At 71.7% G+C, this 18,430-nt stretch carries 13 protein-coding genes; 4 read left to right on the forward strand and 9 right to left on the reverse strand.

The features are described 5' to 3' along the window. Positions 1 to 901 precede the first annotated feature (901 nt). The 3 genes from WMF29_RS16880 to WMF29_RS16890 all read right to left on the reverse strand — a co-directional run bounded on the left by WMF29_RS16880 (position 902) and on the right by WMF29_RS16890 (position 5,374). Complete coding sequence (locus WMF29_RS16880) at positions 902 to 1,576, reverse strand: O-methyltransferase (RefSeq protein ID WP_437329808.1); 675 nt, start codon at positions 1,574 to 1,576, stop codon at positions 902 to 904. Between the two features lie 203 nt (positions 1,577 to 1,779). Next, positions 1,780 to 3,519, reverse strand: coding sequence for an alpha-amylase family glycosyl hydrolase (locus WMF29_RS16885; RefSeq protein ID WP_437329809.1), 1,740 nt, complete (start codon positions 3,517 to 3,519; stop codon positions 1,780 to 1,782). A 442-nt stretch (positions 3,520 to 3,961) separates the two neighbouring features. Continuing rightward, positions 3,962 to 5,374 (reverse strand): cytochrome P450, encoded by a 1,413-nt coding sequence (locus tag WMF29_RS16890; protein ID WP_437329810.1) that lies wholly within the window; start codon positions 5,372 to 5,374, stop codon positions 3,962 to 3,964. 393 nt (positions 5,375 to 5,767) lie between these two features. On the opposite strand from WMF29_RS16890, the gene WMF29_RS16895 reads away from it, so the two are divergent. After that, complete coding sequence (locus tag WMF29_RS16895; RefSeq protein WP_437329811.1) at positions 5,768 to 6,637, forward strand: DUF899 domain-containing protein; 870 nt, start codon at positions 5,768 to 5,770, stop codon at positions 6,635 to 6,637. Positions 6,638 to 6,716: 79 nt separating this feature from the next. On the opposite strand, the gene WMF29_RS16900 is transcribed toward WMF29_RS16895, so the two are convergent. The 5 genes from WMF29_RS16900 to WMF29_RS16920 all read right to left on the reverse strand — a co-directional run bounded on the left by WMF29_RS16900 (position 6,717) and on the right by WMF29_RS16920 (position 12,938). After that, positions 6,717 to 7,100 carry a hypothetical protein gene (locus WMF29_RS16900; RefSeq protein WP_437329812.1) on the reverse strand — a complete coding sequence of 128 codons (384 nt, stop codon included), beginning with the start codon at positions 7,098 to 7,100 and terminating at the stop codon, positions 6,717 to 6,719. A 98-nt stretch (positions 7,101 to 7,198) separates the two neighbouring features. Further along, positions 7,199 to 8,896, reverse strand: coding sequence for an amidohydrolase (locus WMF29_RS16905; protein WP_437329813.1), 1,698 nt, complete (start codon positions 8,894 to 8,896; stop codon positions 7,199 to 7,201). Between the two features lie 48 nt (positions 8,897 to 8,944). Further along, on the reverse strand, positions 8,945 to 10,120 hold the full coding sequence (locus tag WMF29_RS16910; RefSeq protein WP_437329814.1) for a hypothetical protein: 1,176 nt from the start codon (positions 10,118 to 10,120) through the stop codon (positions 8,945 to 8,947). 283 nt (positions 10,121 to 10,403) lie between these two features. After that, positions 10,404 to 11,633 (reverse strand): hypothetical protein, encoded by a 1,230-nt coding sequence (locus WMF29_RS16915; RefSeq protein ID WP_437329815.1) that lies wholly within the window; start codon positions 11,631 to 11,633, stop codon positions 10,404 to 10,406. Positions 11,634 to 11,861: 228 nt separating this feature from the next. Then, entirely contained in the window at positions 11,862 to 12,938 is a 1,077-nt protein-coding gene (locus WMF29_RS16920) for an aldo/keto reductase (RefSeq protein ID WP_437329816.1), read from the reverse strand. Positions 12,939 to 13,114: 176 nt separating this feature from the next. Here WMF29_RS16920 and WMF29_RS16925 point away from each other — a divergent pair, with 176 nt between their 5' ends. The 3 genes from WMF29_RS16925 to WMF29_RS16935 all read left to right on the forward strand — a co-directional run bounded on the left by WMF29_RS16925 (position 13,115) and on the right by WMF29_RS16935 (position 17,798). Then, positions 13,115 to 13,642, forward strand: coding sequence for a MerR family transcriptional regulator (locus tag WMF29_RS16925; protein WP_272098291.1), 528 nt, complete (start codon positions 13,115 to 13,117; stop codon positions 13,640 to 13,642). A gap of 382 nt (positions 13,643 to 14,024) precedes the next feature. Then, positions 14,025 to 15,734, forward strand: a complete 1,710-nt coding sequence (locus WMF29_RS16930) for a hypothetical protein (RefSeq protein WP_437329817.1) — start codon at positions 14,025 to 14,027, stop codon at positions 15,732 to 15,734. 21 nt (positions 15,735 to 15,755) lie between these two features. Further along, complete coding sequence (locus WMF29_RS16935) at positions 15,756 to 17,798, forward strand: G8 domain-containing protein (protein WP_437329818.1); 2,043 nt, start codon at positions 15,756 to 15,758, stop codon at positions 17,796 to 17,798. A gap of 28 nt (positions 17,799 to 17,826) precedes the next feature. Here WMF29_RS16935 and WMF29_RS16940 read toward each other — a convergent pair whose 3' ends face one another. Next, on the reverse strand, positions 17,827 to 18,306 hold the full coding sequence (locus WMF29_RS16940; RefSeq protein ID WP_437329819.1) for a hypothetical protein: 480 nt from the start codon (positions 18,304 to 18,306) through the stop codon (positions 17,827 to 17,829). Positions 18,307 to 18,430: the final 124 nt, after the last annotated feature.

Here is an 18,430-nt window from a genome sequence, read left to right on the forward strand (position 1 = left end):
CGTCGTCCGCGATTCACGCAGGCGGGCCCTCCTTGCCTCGTAGCCGGGGCAGCACGGCCGAGCCGCGGGTGCATCGTCGGGTCTGCAAGGGACGATTTCAGGATCGAAAGCTCCAGGGGTTCCCTGACGGGCAAGTCCTTGAAGAAGGCGTGGAAAGGCCCTGGCCCGTGTCCTGCTAGAGAACCAGGGCAGAGCGCCCGTGACGGCTTCCCCCCCCCGCCGTCGAATGGGCGCTCTGTTTTTTGTGCGCCGGCGGCCCCGAGCAGCAATCCGGCCACGAACCCTCCCTCGATCTGGACATGGGGGTTCTGCGACCAGTCGCTCGGCGCCGCGGTCACCGGCCGGGACACGAAGCCCGAACGCCTCGAACACCTGCGGTTGCATCGCCTCCTCGATGCCCACCCCGGTGTCAGTCCCCCGGATGACGGCCTCTCTCGCCGAGATGTCTCAAGGGGACGCGCTGGCACGTCGAGCGGGTCGCGCTCGGTCAGTTTGCCAACGAGCCGCCGACGCTGCCGCCGGCATCGTCTCCGGCGCAGCCGTCGTAACGCCTTCACCGTCGTCTTGGGCGCGCTCCCCGCGCCGCTCCGGATGCGCCGCAGGACCGGCCGACGAGGTCGAGCGGTGATCGCGCTGGACCGCCGCCGCAGGGCCCTGGGGTCGCGGCGCGAGTGCATCCGTCAGGTCTGCAAGCGGCGATCTCAGGATCGAAAGCTTCAGGGGCTTCCTTACGGGTAAGTCCTTGAAAAGGGTGCGGAAAGACCCTGGCCCGTCTCCTGCTAAGTAACCAGGACAGAGCGCCCGTGACGGCTTCCCCCCCCGCCGTCGAATGGGCGCTCTTTTTTTGTGGGCCGGCGCGGGAGGGTGCGAGGAGCGCCCGGCAGACGCTGGGCCGGTGCGGCTACGGATCCTCGGTGACGAGGACGATGGCGAGACCGTCGTATCCCTTGCTGCCCACGGTCTGGATCGCCGTCGCGCTCACGCGTCGCTCGGCGGCGAGCAGCTTGTTCAGGCGGCGCACCCCCTGGACGCTGGGATCGGCGCTCTCGGGGTCGATGATCGCCCCCTTGCGCACGACGTTGTCGATCACGATGACGCTGCCGCGGCGGGAGAGCTTGAGCGCCCACGCGAAGTAGTCGGGATTGCTCGGCTTGTCGGCGTCGATGAAGATGAGGTCGAACGGGCCGCGGCCCTCCGCGGCGAGCTTGGGCAGCGTGTCGAGCGCTCGCCCGAGGCGCAGCTCGACGATGTCGGCCAGCCCGGCGCGATCGAGGTTCGCGCGGGCGACCTCGGCGTGCTTCGGCTCCGACTCCAGCGTGATCAGGCGGCCGACGGCAGGCAGCGCCCGCGCGAGCCAGATCGTGCTGTAACCCCCGAGCGTGCCGATCTCCAGGATGGTTCGCGCCCCCTGGATCCGCGCCAGGAGATGCAGCAGCTTGCCCTGGTTCGGCGCGACGTTGATCGGCGGCAGGCCGGCCGCGGCGCTGGCCGCGAGCGCCGCATCGAGCGCGGCGTCGGACGGCACGAGCAGATCGGTGAGGTAGCGATCGACGGCGGACCATTGCTCCTGAGCCATGAAAATCATCCTCCTCCCGTCGCGGCGACCACCGTCGCGGCGCACGGGTGAGCTGAGCGCCAGATGTTCGAACTTCCTGCAGCTGACAGAGACGCTGAGCGTCCCGATAGGGACGCCTCGCGGCCACGTCAAACATTGGATGTTTGTCCGTTATAACAGACGATCGCGGTGAGCGCAGCGCCCGCCGCCGCGCAGGGCTCGTCCTACCGCGGCACGAGGACGCGGACGTCCCAGGGCGCGAGGTCCAGCGCGAGGGCGCCGGCCCGGAGGTGCGCGCCGGCGCCGCTCAGCGCGTCGCGCAGGCCACCTCGCGCGTGGGCGGCGAACGGCTCCGGGACGGTGAGCCGCTTCCTTACCGGTCGGTCGCTGAAATTCAGGACGACGAGCGCGAAGCGGGACGCGTCGTCGCCGTGCCTGACATAGGCGAAGACCTCGTCGTCCGGCCCCCCGGCGTGCAGCGTGAGGTGCCCCCGCGACCGGAGCGCCGCGACACCGCGCCTGAGCCGGATCAGCCGCTCGTAATGCCGCGCCAGCTGGCCGCGCGGGGGCCGTGAGACCGGGGCGAGGCCGCCGTAAGGCTCGTACTCGGCGCCGAGCTCGTCGAACGTGTAGACGCACGGGATCCCCGGCAGGGTCAGCAGCGCCGCCGCAGCGACGCGCGTCAGCCCCGGCCCGTGGCGGGTGATGAAGCGCGCGCCGGTGTCGTTGTTGTTGATGAACCTGAGCGTGCGCTCGGGGCGCGCGGCGGTGGCGGCGAGCGCCGCGCCGAGCCGGGCCGCGATGCCCCGCGGCGCGCCGAACACGTCTTTCCAGGCCCAGTGTCCGAGCTCCTCGGTCCAGTCGTAAGCCGCGTCGAACCCGTTCTGCAGATAGTACGGATCGCGCGCCGAGGCCTCGGCGATCAGCGCGACATGCGGGCTCACGCGCCGGAGCTCGGCGGCCCAGGGGGACCAGAGCTCGCCCCGCCGCTGCTTGATGCCCCACGCGGCGTCGACGCGATAGCCATCGATGTCGAACCGGCGCACCCAGTGCAGCGACGCCTCGAGCATCCAGCGCGCCACCTCGGCGCTGCCGTAGTTCAGGTTCGGCAGGTGCTCCCAGTCGAAGTAATGCGTCGGCTCACCGCCGTCGTCGCGATCGTAGAAGTCGAAGGTGTGGGCGCGGTTCGAGCGCCGCTCGGCCTCCCGGAAATACGGGTGCTCGGCCGAGGTGTGGTTGGGCACGAGATCGAGCAGCACGCGCAGGCCGCGCCGGTGCGCGTCGTCCACGAGCTCGCGGAGATCTTGCTCGGTCCCGTAGTCGGGGCGCACGCTGAAGTAGTCGGTGACGGCATACCCGAAGTCGCCCTCGGGCGCGGCGAAGAGGGGAGATAGCCAGATCGCCGTGACGCCGAGCCGCTCGATCGCGGGGAGGGCGGCGCGGACGCTCTGGAGCGGCGGATCGCCGAAGAACGGGGGCACGACGCCGTAGAGGACGGCGTCGTCGATCCACGCCGGCGCGGTCGCGCCAGGGGCGGCTTCGAGCGGCGGCGCGACCCGCGCGGCGTCGCCGCGGCCGCGCTCGTCGCGCACCCTGAGCTCGTACAGCGCCTGACCGCGGGCGTCGGGCGCGGGCAGCTCGAGGCGAGCGCCTTGCCCGAGCGGTTCCGGCGCCGCGCCGACGCGCAGCCGGAACCAGTCGAAGGCGACGATCTCGGCGCGCGAGCGCTCGCCGGGCTCGCTGCTCGTCGCGTCGAGGACGAGCTTGCCGCCGGCCAGCGCAGCGCGGGCGCGGGCGCGGGGCGTGTCCTCGAGCCGGACGCGGTAGGTGACGGGCGGAGAGTCCAGGTCGCCCGCGCTCGCCTCCCGGCAGCGCGCGACGATCTCGTTCTCGCCCTCGATCAGCGGGATGTCCGCGAAGAACCGCTGCTGCTCGATCGCCGCGGGGAACACGTCGCCGCCCACCCGGATAGCGCATTCCTCCAGCGTGCCCGCTCCGGCGAGGGCGCCCTGGATGCGCGCGCTGAAGGCCCAGACGTCGGCATCGCCGGCGTGCAGCTCCAGCCGGGCTTGCGCCGATCCGGATGGGCGCGGCGATACCGAGGGGGTGACCGACTCGCACGAGGACGCCGCCAGGAGCAGAGCGGTAGCCCATCCGAGCCGGGCGAGCAGCCGAAGGCGACGTGATGGGCCTTCGACGCGCTGTGGCCGGACACCGGTGCTCGCGTCGAGCGAAACGACCGGCGGAGGTGGGGATGCACAGGGAGAGAAGGCGGCCGTCGAGCGGAGGAGACGTCTCAGCATGGGGGCGATGCGGCAAGCGGGGGAGCCCCTCTATTCCAGATCCACCCCCGGCGATCCCCGAAGCGCAGAGAGCGCGGAGCTTTTATGTCGTGATCTTCTCCATCTACTCCATGTCCGCTATGTCGTGGCCTCCACGGCGATGCATTCCCGTGCTGGGGCTTCCTCTGCGCCTCCTCGCGCCAGGATCAGGCGGCGGCGCTGAGACGCGATTGCGGGCGCGCACGACGAGCGGGACGCCGCCCGACGGGCTCAGCGTCAGATTGCGGCGCACGGGTCGGGGCGGCCGCTCCTCGAGCAGGCGGAACTCCCATGCCGAAAGCGCCACGCCGAGCACGATCTTCATCTCGAACATCGCGAAGGCCGCGCCGATGCAGCGGCGGTGTCCGCCGCCGAACGGCAGGTACTCGAACGGGGAGAACTTGCGCTCCAGGAAGCGCTCTGGCCTGAACCGGGACGGCTCGGGGTAGAGATCGGGGTGGTGGTGCACGAGCAGGATGCAGGGCGCCACCCCCGTTCCCGGCAGGAGCTCGTGCTCGCCCAGGCGGAACGGCTGCGCCAGGAGGCGAGGGGACTCGGTGACGATCGGATAGATGCGCAGCGCCTCCTTGCACACGGCGTCGAGGTAGGGCAGGGCGGCGAGGCGCTCGGGGTCGGGCTCCGGGCCGAGGGCGTCGATCTCGTCGCGGAGGCGCGCGAGGACGCCGGGGTTGCGGTGCACGTGATCGAGGGCCCACGCGAGGGCGAGCGCCGTTGTCTCGTGCCCGGCGAACAGCAGCGTGCGGAGCTCGTCGAAGATGGCCTGATCGCTCATGGTAGAGCCGTCGTCGTAACGGGCCGAGACCATGAGGCTCAGGATGTCGTCGCCCGGCGCCGCGCGCGCCCGCTCGATCTGCCCGAGGAACAGGGCATCCAGGTCATCGACGCGCCGGCGGAAGCGCGCGTAGGGGCCGAGGCCGCCGAGGTCCCGCTGCAAGAACGGCAGGAAGGTCAGCGCCGGGGTCAGCGCGTCGGTCATGGCGACGACGGCGCGGGCGAACGCGCTCGTTCGAGATGGCTCCTCCACGCCGAACACTGCGCGGATGATGACGTCGAGCGAGATCGCCTGCGTGATCTCCTGGGCGACGGCGCGGGGCGCGCGCGCCGCCTCGGTGAGCCGACGGGCGGCGGTGTCCGCCATCGCCGCGGCGTAAGCGCGCATGCGATCGCCGTGGAACGGGGGTGTCAGCAGCTTCCGCTCGCGCCTGTGGCGCTCGCCCGAGAGCATGAGGAGCGAGTGCTCCCCCACGAGGGGCGCGATCGCCCTGGTGGCGAAGGGAAGGAATGTCTCCGGCGGCGCCGTCAACACTTCCTCCGCCGATCTGGGGCATCCGGCGATCACGACGTCACCGCTGACCACGGGGACGTTGAAGACATCCCCGTACGTGGAGGCGCACCGCGACAGGAACTCGAAGGGACGTGTGATGAACTGGTAGGTCGTCAGAAGTCGGCCGCGCGGGCCTCGAAGCAACTGGCTCATGGCGTACCTCGGCGGGAGCTCGATCCCGGGGGCGCGCGGCGCCTCGCCGGGATCGATACCAAGGATGGGCTCGGCGCGCCGCTCCGGCAGCGGCGTCGGGCGCCAATGTTGCGACGGATGGCGCCAGGTCGGGGCGCGCCGCGCGGTGTCCGCCCGACCAGGGCCATCGTGACCACGCTGCCGGGGCCGGCCGGCGCTGCCGCGTTCGCCCACCGGAGAGCTCGCCTGGGGCATCACGCAATGCTCGTGCCATAGGCGTAGCGGCGGCCGGCGACATTTTTGATGGATGCGCCGATGAGTTCTGCGCGCTCCGGCAGTCCACCCCCCGAACCCATCCCGCGGCAGCGCCCGCACCGGGCGAGGCCCATTCCCGATGACAATGGAGACGTCCCCATGACCCGGATCGAACTGCCCCGCGTCGTGTCGCGCGCCGAGTGGCTGGAGGCACGCAAGGCGCTGCTCGCCCGCGAGAAGGAGCTGACCAGAGCGCGCGATCGGCTCAACGCGGATCGCCGGCGCCTGCCGATGGTCGAGGTGACCGAGCCGTACGAGTTCTCGGGCGCCCACGGCAAGCTGCGCCTCCTCGATCTGTTCGAGGGCCGGCAGCAGCTCATCGTCTATCATTTCATGTGGCTCTTCGAGGACGACGGCACTCCCAAGGATCGCGGCTGCCCGAGCTGCTCTGGCTACGCCGATCAGATCTCGAAGGGCCACCTGCGGCACTGGCACAACGTCGGCACCACGTTCGCGTTCATCTCGCGCGCTCCCTGGGAGAAGATCGCGCCGTTCAAGGCGCGTATGGGCTGGCCCGTGCCCTGGTACTCGTCGGCGGGCAGCCGCTTCAACCACGACTACCATGTCACGCTGGACGAGTCGGTCACGCCAGTGGAGTACAACTACCGAACGCCCGCCGAGCACGAGCAGGCGGGCTCGGCCTACTATCTTGGGGGCAAGCAGCCCTTCGACCTGCACGGGCTGAGCTGCTTCCTGCGCGACGGCGAGCGCGTGTATCATACCTACTCGACTTACGGGCGCGGCACGGAGTCGACCGGCGGCTCGTACTATTTCCTCGATCTGACCGCGCTCGGGCGCCAGGAGGAATGGGAAGAGCCCAAGGGGCGCAGCACCGGGCTGGGCGCCAAGGCCGGCGACGAGCGCATCCGTTACCCCGACGAGCAGGAGGACCTGTCCGATTCGAGCGGCGCGCGGCCCGCGGCCGCCGCTCCCGAGGCGGACGACTGTTGCTCACGGATGCGCCGCTGAACCGCGGGGCCCGCGCCATTCTCGGCGAGAGCGCGACGCCCGAGCTGCCTCGCTCGCCGTCGGCAGGAGTGAACGCCGCTCACCGCGCATCGAACCTCACGTCCAGGTCCGGGTACTTGCGAGCGAAGTACTCCAGCGCCAGCCACGTGTGGCAGTGCCGGACGTCAGGCTGGTGCGCCGTCGGGCAGTTGCAGCCGAGGAACACGTCACCTTGCCGGGCCTCCTGCGCCAGCGCGTCGAAGCGCTCCCGTTGCTCCGCAAACCGCTCATCGAGCGCCGCGAGGTAGGCGGCGCGAAACCTCTTGAAGCCAGCTTGCGAGGGGTCCGACAGGAACTCTTCGACCATCTCCGGGGTGGGCCTCAGGATGTGGTGCGTGTGTTTGCGCGTGTCGTACCGCTTGCCTTCTGGCAGCGGATCGTCCTCCGGGCGGCGCCCGCGGACGAGGTGGTAGCGTGCAAGCATATACGCTCATTCCTCCTTTCGTTCGTCGTTGGGATGCGTCGGCCGCGACGTCCCATGGCGGTCCGGACGAAGCGCGGCGCGCAGCACGAGCGCGCCTCTCACCGCGGCGCCGGCGCGCGCGCCACGCGGCCGCCCACGACCACCATGTCGATCGGCGTGTCGACGAGCGAGCGATCGGGCGAGAGATCGCGGCCCAGGACCGTCAGATCGGCCACGTAGCCAGGCGCGATCCGGCCCCGCTGGCCCTCGGCCCAGGCCGCGTACGCAGGCGCCGCGGTGAAGGCCAGGAGCGCCTCGTCGAGGTCGAGCCGCTCCTCGGGCATCCACCCGCCCGGGGGCTGGCCCGAGGGATCCTGCCGGGTCACGGCTGCATAGATGCCGAGCAGCGGTGAGGCGTCCTCCACAGGGAAATCCGAGCCGAACACGAGGCGCGCGCCCGACGAGAGCAGCGACCTCCAGGCATACGCGCCCTTCAGGCGATCGGCGCCGAGCCGCGCGGGCGCCCACGGCATGTCGCTCGTCGCGTGCGTCGGCTGCATCGAGGCGATCACCCCGAGCGCCGCGAAGCGCGGCAGATCGTCGGGCGAGAGGATCTGCGCGTGCTCCACCCGGAACCGCAGCGCCGCCGCCCGCCCCGGGCCGAGCGCCTCGAACGCGTCGAGGACGGCGCGGTTGGCGCGGTCGCCGATCGCGTGCACCGCGAGCTGGAAGCCCGCGTCCGCGACGAGCCGCGCCGCGCGCGCGAGCGCCTCGCGATCCATCAGCAAGAGCCCGCTCGTCGAGGGCTCGTCCGCGTACGGCGCGAGCAGCGCCGCGCCGCGCGAGCCGAGCGCGCCGTCGGCGAAGAGCTTGACCCCGCGCAGCACGAACATCGCCGTGCCTGTCGGGTCCACGTCGGGCGTGCGCGCCTTCAGCCCCTCGAGCTGCCCGTCGCCTGCGAGGTAGGCGTAAACGCGGATCGGCAGCCGCCCGGCCGCGGCGAGCGCGCGGTAGACGGCCACGGTCTCGTCGTCGATGCCCATCTCGTGCACGGCCGTGAGCCCGGACGAGAGCGCCTCCTCCGCCGCGCGCAGGATGCGCCGCTCGCGCACGGCGGGCGGGTCGGCCGGGATCCTGGCCTCGATGAGGCCCATCGCGTTGTCGACGAAGACGCCCGTCGGCTCGCCCGCGGCGTCGCGCAGGATGCGCCCGCCCGGCGGATCCTGCGTGCCTCGACCGACCCCGGCCGCGCGCATCGCCACGGCGTTCGCCCAGAGCGCGTGCCCGTCGACGCGGCGCAGCGCCACCGGGTGCTCCGGCGCCGCCGCGTCGAGGGGGGCGTGCGTGGGGAACGCCGCGCCCGGCCAGAGGTTCTGGTCCCAGCCGCGCCCGGTGATCCACTCGGCCCTCGGGCGGGCCTTCGCCGCCCCGGCCACGATCGCCGCCGCCGCCTCGGCGCTCGTGGCGCCGCGCACGCTCAGCGTCTCCAGCGCGACCCCGAGCCCGTAGAGATGGGCATGCCCGTCGACGAGACCGGGCACGACCGCGCGCCCCGGCAGCTCCTCGACGCGCGTACCCGGCCCGACGAAGGCCTTCGCGCCGCCAGCGCTGCCCACGAAGACGATCCGCTCGCCGCGCACGGCGACCGCCTCGGCGCGCGGGTTCCCGGGGTCCATCGTCCGGACGACGCCGGCCGTGATCACGAGATCTGCGGGCGCTTCGGGCATCGACGTCGCGGCGGACAGGCCCGGCGAGGCACAGCCGGGGGCGAGGCTGCCGAAGAGGCTCAGGAGCGTCGCTCGGAGCGCGTTCGACATGAGCGCCACCCTAGCACCCGCATGGGGCGCGCAACGGCGGGCAGGGGGCTACCAGAGGCTCAGCGTGACCGCGACGGTCAGCAGCGGCAGCGGCGCGAGCACCGCGATGAAGAAGACGAGGACGTCGATCCGCGCAATCTGCGCGCGCCCTCGCTCGAGCAGCCCGGCCTGCTCTCCGGCGACGATCTCGGCGCCGCAGAGATCCCCTCCGCGGTACGTGCCCCCGGACGTCGGTCCGAGGACCACGACCGGTCCGGGTGGCAAGCCGCGGTCCGCGGCGCGCACGAGAGGCGAGCCGTCCGCGAAGTCGAGCCAGCCGTTTTCCGCGAGCACCGCGACCCTCGCCCCCGCGATCCGCGCGAGGGCGCGGCGGGCACGCCAGCGATGGCGGAGCAGCGCCGCGGAGAGCAGCGCTCCGCAGGCCGCGACGGCGATCGCGCGCCGGTGGGCGCCGAGCACGTCTGCGACGAGGCGCATGGACGCGGGCCTCGGGAAGAACCGCGGCGCAGTGAGGACGACCGGACCTGCTTCACCGCCGCGATGGGCATCGTAGATCGCTCCGTCGAGCACGATCAGCTCGCCCAGCTCGCGGTGTTTGGCGAACGGAGACGCTTTGCGAACGAGCGGCGACGCCTGGCGGATGATGAAAGAATCGCGGGGATCGATCCAACCCGGCTGCTGCGGGCACGCCTCGGGGTCGACCATCGTGTACGTGCCGCGCTGAGACAGCCACGTCACGAGCTGAGCGTCGAAAGGCCTCCCGGCCTCCTCCACATCGAGAAAACACCTCTCGGACAGGCTCGGGCACAACCTGCGCACGCCCAGCCGGCCGATGGTCACGTCGTGGATGCGCGTCACGAGGGGCGGTCCGGACGGGTCCGACGGGCCCTCGGCGATCATCGAAGGCGCCCCCTCGACGGGCGGGACGACTCCGATGCTCGGAAGGGACGCGATGTGATCCTCCGGATCGGGCTCTCGTACGGCGTGAGCGGTCGATACGGCAATGAGGCCCGTGGTCAGCGCGAGGACGGCGACGCTCGCCGCGTGGAGAGCGCGCGGCGGCACACGGACCATGGTGGTCGTCATGGCAGCGAAGAACACCACCCCGAGGGCGCCGACAAGGGCGGACATGAGCCCAAACACGCTGCCGATGGCCGGCAGCCACTCTCGCCATACGTGCCAGGAAGGGGGGATGTCGGGGCACGTCATCGCATCCCGGGTCATGCGGAACCAAGCTCGTCCCGCTCTCGCACCCCGGCGCGCTCGACGCCTACGGCTGCACCGCCAAGGCCACCTGGACCATCATCGACTGAACCGACCCTGCTGGTTTCTTTTCGGGATAATTCACAGGGAGTCGGGGAGACGGGGAGTGAATCCCGCCAATCTCCCTGCCTCCCCGACTCCCTGTTTCAATTTTATCTGCTCAAATGCCAACAAAATGAGGGGGTTGTCAGGCTTGGAACGAGGTGTCGACGACCGGGCACGGCGCACCGCGCGATGCCGTCTCTCATTCTCCTGCTTCGGTACTGCATGTAATGTTGATCCACCCGCGACGGCCTTCGATCGCGCCGCCGATGAACCGGAGCGGCCATGGGTGATCCGAACGCTCGCAGCGCCACTGCGATACCAGCTCCGGCACCTCGGTCGCGCAGAAGCCGCTCGGGCATCCCGGACAATCGAGCGAATGCCGGCAGCTCTCCAGGTCGGCGCCGGCGAGCTGCACGACCTCGCAGCGGCGCAGCTCCTCGCCGCCGCGCTCCACGAACGTGGGCTGCCCGCCTGGATCGCGCCAACCTCGCGCGGCATCGCAGCGCTCGAGATCGGCCTGATCGATCATGACCTTGCAAGCGACCACGCCTCCGTCGTCCACGGCGAGCGGGTGGGCCTGGCAGATGTACCCGCAATCGGCCCAACCCGGGTGGAGGAGCATGTCCCACGTTTGCTGATCGTCGCAGCGCGAGGCGATCGGCTCCGCGTGCACGAGCTCGCTCCACGCCTCGAGTCGCGTGCTGCCTTCGTCGACGGCGCGACAGGTCGAATCGCGCGTGGTGAAAGGCCCGACCACCTCCGTGTCCAGGGTCATCGACAGCGCTGTCTGGCCGGGTACGTCGTCGGCGACGAGCTCGGGCCCCTCGTCGTCGCGCGTGCTCGCGACGAGCAGCCTCGCGATCCTGTCCTGGGGCAGTGACCTGACGAAGGCGACCTCCGCCTCCCCCACGGGGGCGAGCGCGCCCGTGACGAGCTCCAGCGCGCCCCTGGCCGTCCGTAGCGGGCGGTACTCCTCCCCGGGCTCGGCCAGGCGCTGGCCCAGCGCCTCTGTCACGCCTGCCATCACTGCCTCGACCTCCTCCTCGTGCGATGTCTGAGTGGTCCACGCGAGCGCGGGGATTTCCCTCGAGGTGAGGAGCGCCGCAGCCTCGGGCGCGCTCGGCCGCGCGACGACCACCCGGATATCGCCCGGGTGCCACTGGGCCGGATCCGCGCTGCCGCAGGCTCCCCACCGCAATCCGATCACGTCAAGAAGGCTCGCGCGCACGCTCTGGGCGACGCGCTCCCGAAGCTGCGCAGCTTCGGCCGTGTCCGCGTCATCGACGACGAGGACGATGACCTGCGGGCGCTCCCCGGCGCCCGTTCCGTCGAGCACCAGCTGCGAGGTTGTCCGGGGATCCACCGCCACCGGATCCGTGCCGCACGCCACGGCGGCGAGCGTCAACCATGTGAGATGGAGAGACCTCATTTGCCACATCACGGGCGGTGTTGGCAACACGCGTACCAGTGAGCGTGCTGCTCTCCAGGCCGAGAACAGCGCTGTTCCTGCGGTGTCCGAAGTGGGCTGAGCGCGCTCCATGCCAACGCGGCGGCGCGCGGCGCCAACCCAGTTGCTCAGCCCGAGCGAGCCGCTCCCTCCCGGAGTGGTGACGCTGGATCCGCGACTGACCCGCGGAGGCCTCGGGGATGAGGTCCGCTACTTGTTCGTCTGGTGCTGGCGGGCGCGATCCGCGACCGTTTGCCCGCCGGGGACGCCGCGCACGTCGCGGTTCTGCCACTCCAGCATCCAGCCGGGGTATTCGGGCGGCAGCGCGCTCGCCTCGTCGAGCTGCTTGACGTGTTCGGGAGAGAGCGTGACCTCTGCCGCGGCGAGGTTGTCGGCGAGCTGCTCCCGCGTCTTTGCGCCGATGATGACGCTGGTGACGAAGGGGCGAGTCAACTGCCACGCGAGCGCGACGCGCGCGACCGAGAGGCCCGTGGCGCCCGCGACCTCGCGCAGCGCGCCGAGCACGCGCGGCAGGCGGGCGCGGTCGACGGGCGGGAAGTCGAAGCTCGTGCGCCGCGCGCCGTCAGGGCCGCCCGGCTTCTCCGGATCGAACTTGCCCGACAGCATGCCGCCCGCGAGCGGGCTCCAGGGGAGGATCGCGATGCCCTCCGACTGCGCCAGGGGCACGATCTCGCGCTCGATGTCGCGCCCCGCGAGCGAGTAGTAGACCTGGGCGCTCTCGAACCGCGCGAGGCCGTTCGCCTGCGCGAAGCCGATCGCCTTCATGGCCAGCCACGCGGGCAGGTTGCTGAAGCCGACGTAACGGGCCTTGCCCGAGCGCACCACGTCGTCGAGGGCGCGCACCGTCTCCTCGATGGGCGTCACGGGATCGACGCCGTGGATCTGGTAGAGGTCGACGTGATCGAGCCCTAGCCTCTGGAGGCTCGCGTCGATGCTCGCGAGGATGTGCGCCCGCGAGAGGCCGATCTGGTTCACGCCCGGGCCCACGCGTCCGCGCACCTTGGTGGCCACGACGACCTGCTCGCGCGGGCGGCCGAGCGCCTTGAGCGCCGCGCCGACGAGCCGCTCCGACTCGCCTTCGGCGTACACGTCCGCGGTGTCGATGAAGTTGACGCCGCTGTCGAGCGACGTGCCCACGACCGCCTCGACCTCGCCGGTGCCGAGCGCGCCGATCACCTGCCAGAAGCCCTTCCCGCCGAACGTCATGCTGCCGAGGCAGAGCTCGGACACGTAGAGGCCTGTCTTCCCTAGGAGCTTGTATCGCATCGTGCCTTCTCCCTTGTGTGTCCGGGAGGGGTAAGGCTTCGAGCGCGCTCGAAGTCAAGGGGCGGCTGGCGAAACAAAACGAGGCCGGGGGCGCCCTTGACTTAGAGCGCGCTCGAGCTTTTACCGTGACGGGTGCCGAAACGCCGCCGTCCCTCCCTGCGCGGCAAGGAGGTCCAGTGCAGCCCCGCCGAGCAGCTGATCGCCCTCCGCTCTCCGCCATCGACGTCCGCCCCCCTCCCGCGGAGCGCGCCGAGGCGCCCTCGGGAGCGGCTGACAGGCTGACCATCGCCGAGGTCGCTGCCGCCACGAGCACGAGCACGCACACGCTGCGCTACTACGAGCGGATCGGCCTCATCCAGCCGATCGCGCGGGCGCGCAGCGGCCACCGCCGCTACGGTCCCGACGACGTGCGCTGGGTCGTCTTCCTCCGCCGGCTGCACGAGACGGGCATGCCCATCCAGCGGATGCTCGCCTACGCGACGCTCGCGCGCCGGGGCGACGCGACCATCTCGGAGCGTCGCGCCCTGCTCGAAGCGCACCGCGACGAGGTGGCCAGGAAGCTCGCCGAGCAGCAGGCCCACCTCGCCGGCATCGAGAAGAAGGTGCGAATGTACGAGGAGCTGGAGCGTCAGCTCGCCGAGAAGAGCGGCCGCGACGCACCCGCGCCCGGCCGTCAGCCGGCGGCCTTCGTGCCGAGCGCCTGATCGCCGATCGTGCCAGTCCTTGTGCGCGGCGCGCTGCGCCTCCTCGATTCGCCCTCAGCCAGGATGGCCGGCCGGTGAACCCCGTGAAAGGCTCGTATGAGCCATATCACCAGGGTGAAGTCTTCTCGTTCAGAAGACATTGCCAACAGGGTCTCTGGTTGTAGGACTGAGCCCTGCCCGAGGCTCGCGACAGTCGCTTGCCATGTCGGCCGCTGGCAGCGACCAAGAGACGCTTCCTCGTAGACAAGGGTGCGACGGGAAGAGCAACTCCAGGGCCTGGACGACCTGCTCGCGTGTGCGCTCCCCCGGGGAGGATGTGGGTGTATTGTTCCTCGGCGTTGAAGCTGACGAAACCCTCGACGGCGACTGATATGCTGCGGCCGTGCGATGGCTCGCCCAGCTTGCGCTCGCCGTGGTCCTGATGGGGTGCGCGCCGGATGGAGACGAGGATGCAATTTCGACCGCGACCTCGCTCCCGATTGAGGTCCTCGGCGCGCCGGGCGCCGCCGTCGCGGTCACGATCGACGTCCCCGGCGACGTCGCCTCCGCGCCGGGCGCCGCGCTCGCGCTCACGGTGCACAACGTCGTCGAGGCCGACGCGGCCTACGTGGTGGTGAACGACGCGGCGCCGATCGACCTCGCCGCGCCGGGGCTGCGCAGGCCGTCGGGCGGCCACGCGACCGCCACGCTCCCGCTCGCCGAGGGCACGCTGCGCGCGGGCGCCAACCGCGTGGTGTTCCGCTACGACCGCCAGGTCCGCGACGTATCCGGGTTCCGCGTGATCGACGTGGCCGTGGTGGCCGGGGGGCGGCGGGGGACGGCCGACCTCCCCGCCGACGACCCCGCCGCCTGGACCGCGCCGTCGGCCGACGCCGATGCCATCGAGCGCGGGCGGCGCTTCTTCACCGAGGAGAGCCGTGACGGCGGGCCTGTGTGCGCGCGCTGCCACGCCGACGATGGCGCCGACCTGGCCTACTTCGCGTTCTCCAACCACAGCGTGATCGCGCGCGCCCAGCACCACCTGTTCACCCCCGCCGAGGCCGCCGACCTGGCGAGCTACGTGCGCTCCCTGGCCGTCCCCCCCGTCGGACGCGTGATCGACGCGCCGTTCCAGCCCGGCCCGCTGCACGCGGGCGCGGCCGGCGCCGGGCATAAGGCCGTGCTCGACTCCGACGAGGCGCTCGGCGCCGCGCTGTTCCCCGGCGGCTTCCCCGAGGACCCGGCCTGGGACCTGGCCGCGTCGTTCGACTCCTCGGCCATCGCGCTCCCCGTCGAGACGCCGTCGTGGATGCGCTGGCTGCCGCGCAGGATCGACGAGACCTGGTTCACGCGCGACGACGGCCGGCTCGCCGAGGCGCAGGCCGCGCTCGAGCGCGACGGCACGCTCGAGGCCGCGCGCGCCTTCGAGAGCGCTGCGGTGCAGATCGGCAAGGAGATCCTCATCACGACCGGCGATCACGCCGGGCGCGTGGAGCTCCTGCGCTACGCCGCGATCAAGCTGTGGGACTGGCAGCGGCGCCACGGCGGCTTCGACGGCGCAGACCACGGCTTCCCCGACGGCGGGCCCGCATTCCCCTACGAGGTCGGCTTCGCGTTCTTCGAGGCGGCGTTCGCCGAGGCCGTGCCGGACGCGATGGCGCAGACCTTTTCCTGGTGGGTGGCCCAGGCCGCGGTCAACCCCGGCCGGGGCCACACGTCGGGCGATCGACCGCTGAACTGGAAGGACGTCCTCACCGCCGCCGACGGCGCCGGCGCCGGCCCGTGGACGATCACCTATCTCCACCTCGTCGGCAGCCTGGAGGAGTCCCAGGGCGCGCTCGCCGACGACTTCGGCACCGATCGCGGGCCGGTGCGCCTGCTCGCCGTGCCGCTGCGGCGCGTCCCCGGCCCGATCCGCGCCTCGCTGCTGCGCCGCTTCCTCGCGCGCGAGGCGGCGTTCCTGGCCGGCGGCGGGACGCTCACGTCCGATCATCACGTGGTCCTTGGCAACGCCTGGCGGGATGGGTGTGAGGGGCTCGCCCTCGACGAGCGCGCGGAGCTGCGCGCGCTCGCGCCGCCCGAGGTCGCCGCCGACCTGGCGGCGTGTCCCTAGGCGGCGATTGCTGGAGGAACGATGGTTCGAACACGTCTCGCGCTCTCACTCGTGGCCGCTGCCGCGCTCGCGGCCTGCGGCAGCTCGGGGAACGGCCCCGGCGGCTCTGGCGGCCCCGACGGTCCGACCGCCGACTGCCCCGACGGCGAGTCCTGCTCTTTCTGTCACGCCACGACCTGGGGCGGCGCGCTCCCCGGCGCGGACACCGACGTGGTGATCCCGTCAGGGAAGGTCGTCGTGGTCGACTGCCCCGCCGAGGCGCACACGGTCCTTGTCGAGGCCGGCGGCACGCTGCGCGCGTCGCGCGAGGCGTCGGCCACGCTGACTCTGCACGGCAACCTGGTCGTGGAGGGGACCGTCGACTACGGCACGCCCGACGACCGCGTCCCCGACGGCGTGACCGCCGAGATCGTCTTCACCGGCATGCACGACGAGGACTACGCCGGCACGCCCAGCGCGGTGGAGGGAGGGGACGGCCCGCAGTCGGTCGACACGCCCATCTCCGTCGTCGGCGGCGACGTCGGGGTGTGGGTCATGGGCGCCGGGCGCCTGCTCGCGGCCGGCGCGCCCAAGCGCGCGTGGGGGAAGCTCGTCGAGGGCGCGGGGGACGGCGACGCGGTGTTCACCGTCGACGACGCGTCGGGGTGGAAGGCCGGCGATCGCGTCGTCCTCACCCCGTCGACCCCGCTCGCCGGCGGCGACGCGGCGGTCGACCAGTTCGATGAGGGGACCATCGCCGCTGTCGACGGCAACGAGGTGACGCTGGCCAAGGCGCCTGCGTTCACCCACGACGGCTGCGCGGACTGCCTGCGCCGCGCCGAGGCCGCGAACCTGTCGCGCAACGTGGTCATCCGCTCGGCCGACGACACAGCGCACGCGCACATCCTGGTCGCCGAGCAGGGGCACGCGCAGCTCGACAGCGTGGAGCTCCGCTGGCTCGGCCCGCTGATCCCGTGCAGCGGCGGCGCCGAGGGGACCGCGCTCCCCGCCCGCCGCGCGCCGCTCTGGTTCCACCAGCAGAAGGACGCCTCGGCGGGCTCGTTCGTGCGTCACGCGGCGATCTGGGGCGGCGAGCTCCACTTCATCATGGTCGAGCAGTCGAACGACATCGAGATCAGCGACGTCGCCGGCTACGACACCCAGGGAGTGGGCTTCGGCCTGTTCTACGACAACGGCGCGTGCGGCACGTTCTGTGACGATCGCGAGAAGGCGCCGGCCGGCGTGCTCCTCGACCATGTGCTGGCCGCGCGCGTCGGCATCCCCGAGCGCGTCGACGGCTGCATCCGCGTGGACCACCGCATGACCGGCATCGCGGTGTCGGGCGGCGAGGGCTCGGGCGCGCGCGACTCGGTCGCCGTCGGCGTGGGCTACGACGGCACAGGCGAGGACGTCTCCGGCTTCGGCTGGCAGGAGGGGGGCTCGGGGCGGCCGGCGGACTTCGTCTTCGACGGCAACGTCGCCCATCACGTCCGCGGGCACGGCGCGATGATCTGGCAGAACATCGAGGTCGCGCAGCCGGCGTACCGCGACAACGCGTTCTGGTCGAACGGCCACTATGGCGTCCTCTGGGGTGCCTACGTGAATCCGCTGCTGTTCTCCGACGTCGTGGCGGTGGACAACGGGCTGGCGTCGATCGGCGTCAAGGCCATCCCGCTCGACGACACGGCCCGCATGCAGGGGGGCACCGTCGACGACATCAAGATCCTGGCTTACGTGTTCATCCAGGAGAAGCCGGCGATCTTCGATCACGTGACGTTCACGGGCGATCGTCCGGTCGCGGTGACGCAGCTCCACGAGGCGTGCGACGGCGGCGACGAGGAGGACCCCGCCGATCCCGACTGCCTGCGCGTGTGGCTGCGCTTCGTCGATCCGGTATTCCCGGCGGGCGTGCTGCCGTTCGATTTCGGGCAGACGTTCAACCGCTACTCGACCTGGGAGGTGCGCGGCTTCTCCAGCCCCGACTTCCCGGACCTGCCGGCCGACTTCGATCTCTACCGCGCCGACAACGAGGTCGAGGGGGGCGCCTACTTCGCGCCGTTCGACGCGTGGCTCGTTCCACGTTGATGCGGCGAGAAGCACCGCCGCCCGTCGCTCAAACTCCCAGCTTCGGTCGCTGAGCGATGATGAAGTCGACGGCGGCGCGGACGCTGTTCACCTTGGCGTAATCGGCGCTGAAGGTGGCCACGAACGATTTCGCCTCCGGCCAGGCGCCGAGCGTGGGCTCTATCTCCTCGGCCTTCCAGCGGGCGCCGAAGGGGGGCATGAGCACGAGGCCGAGCTTGAGCCCGCCATCGGATGGCCGGCCGTGCTCCGGGAGCCAGCGTGTGCCATCGGTCAACCGCTCCGGATCAGGGGGAGTGACCGACGCGCGAGGCACGGTTGCGACCGCCGAGCGGCTGGTGCGCCCCCGATGGGACAGCGACGAGGCCTGTGCTGGGCGGCCATAGGGCCCGAAATCCACATCGCCAGCCTGGTCCAGCAGCTCTATGTCAGAGCGAGTGAACGACCCAGACGGCTGGCTCCTCATAATCCAGCCGCTGTCGGGCAGCGCCGCCAGATCGTCGCTCCGCACGGCGAGCGGCGCGGCGTTGCCGACCGCGGCCAGACGCCCCGTCGCCCGCTCGACGAGTCCGAACGTGAACGCTCGCGTCGACGCGCAGCCGGAGGTTCGACGCGAAGCGGCGGAGACCGCTCAC

Origin of the sequence: Sorangium sp. So ce381, assembly GCF_051473845.1 — a bacterium.
Lineage (GTDB): Bacteria > Myxococcota_A > Polyangia > Polyangiales > Polyangiaceae > Sorangium > Sorangium atrum.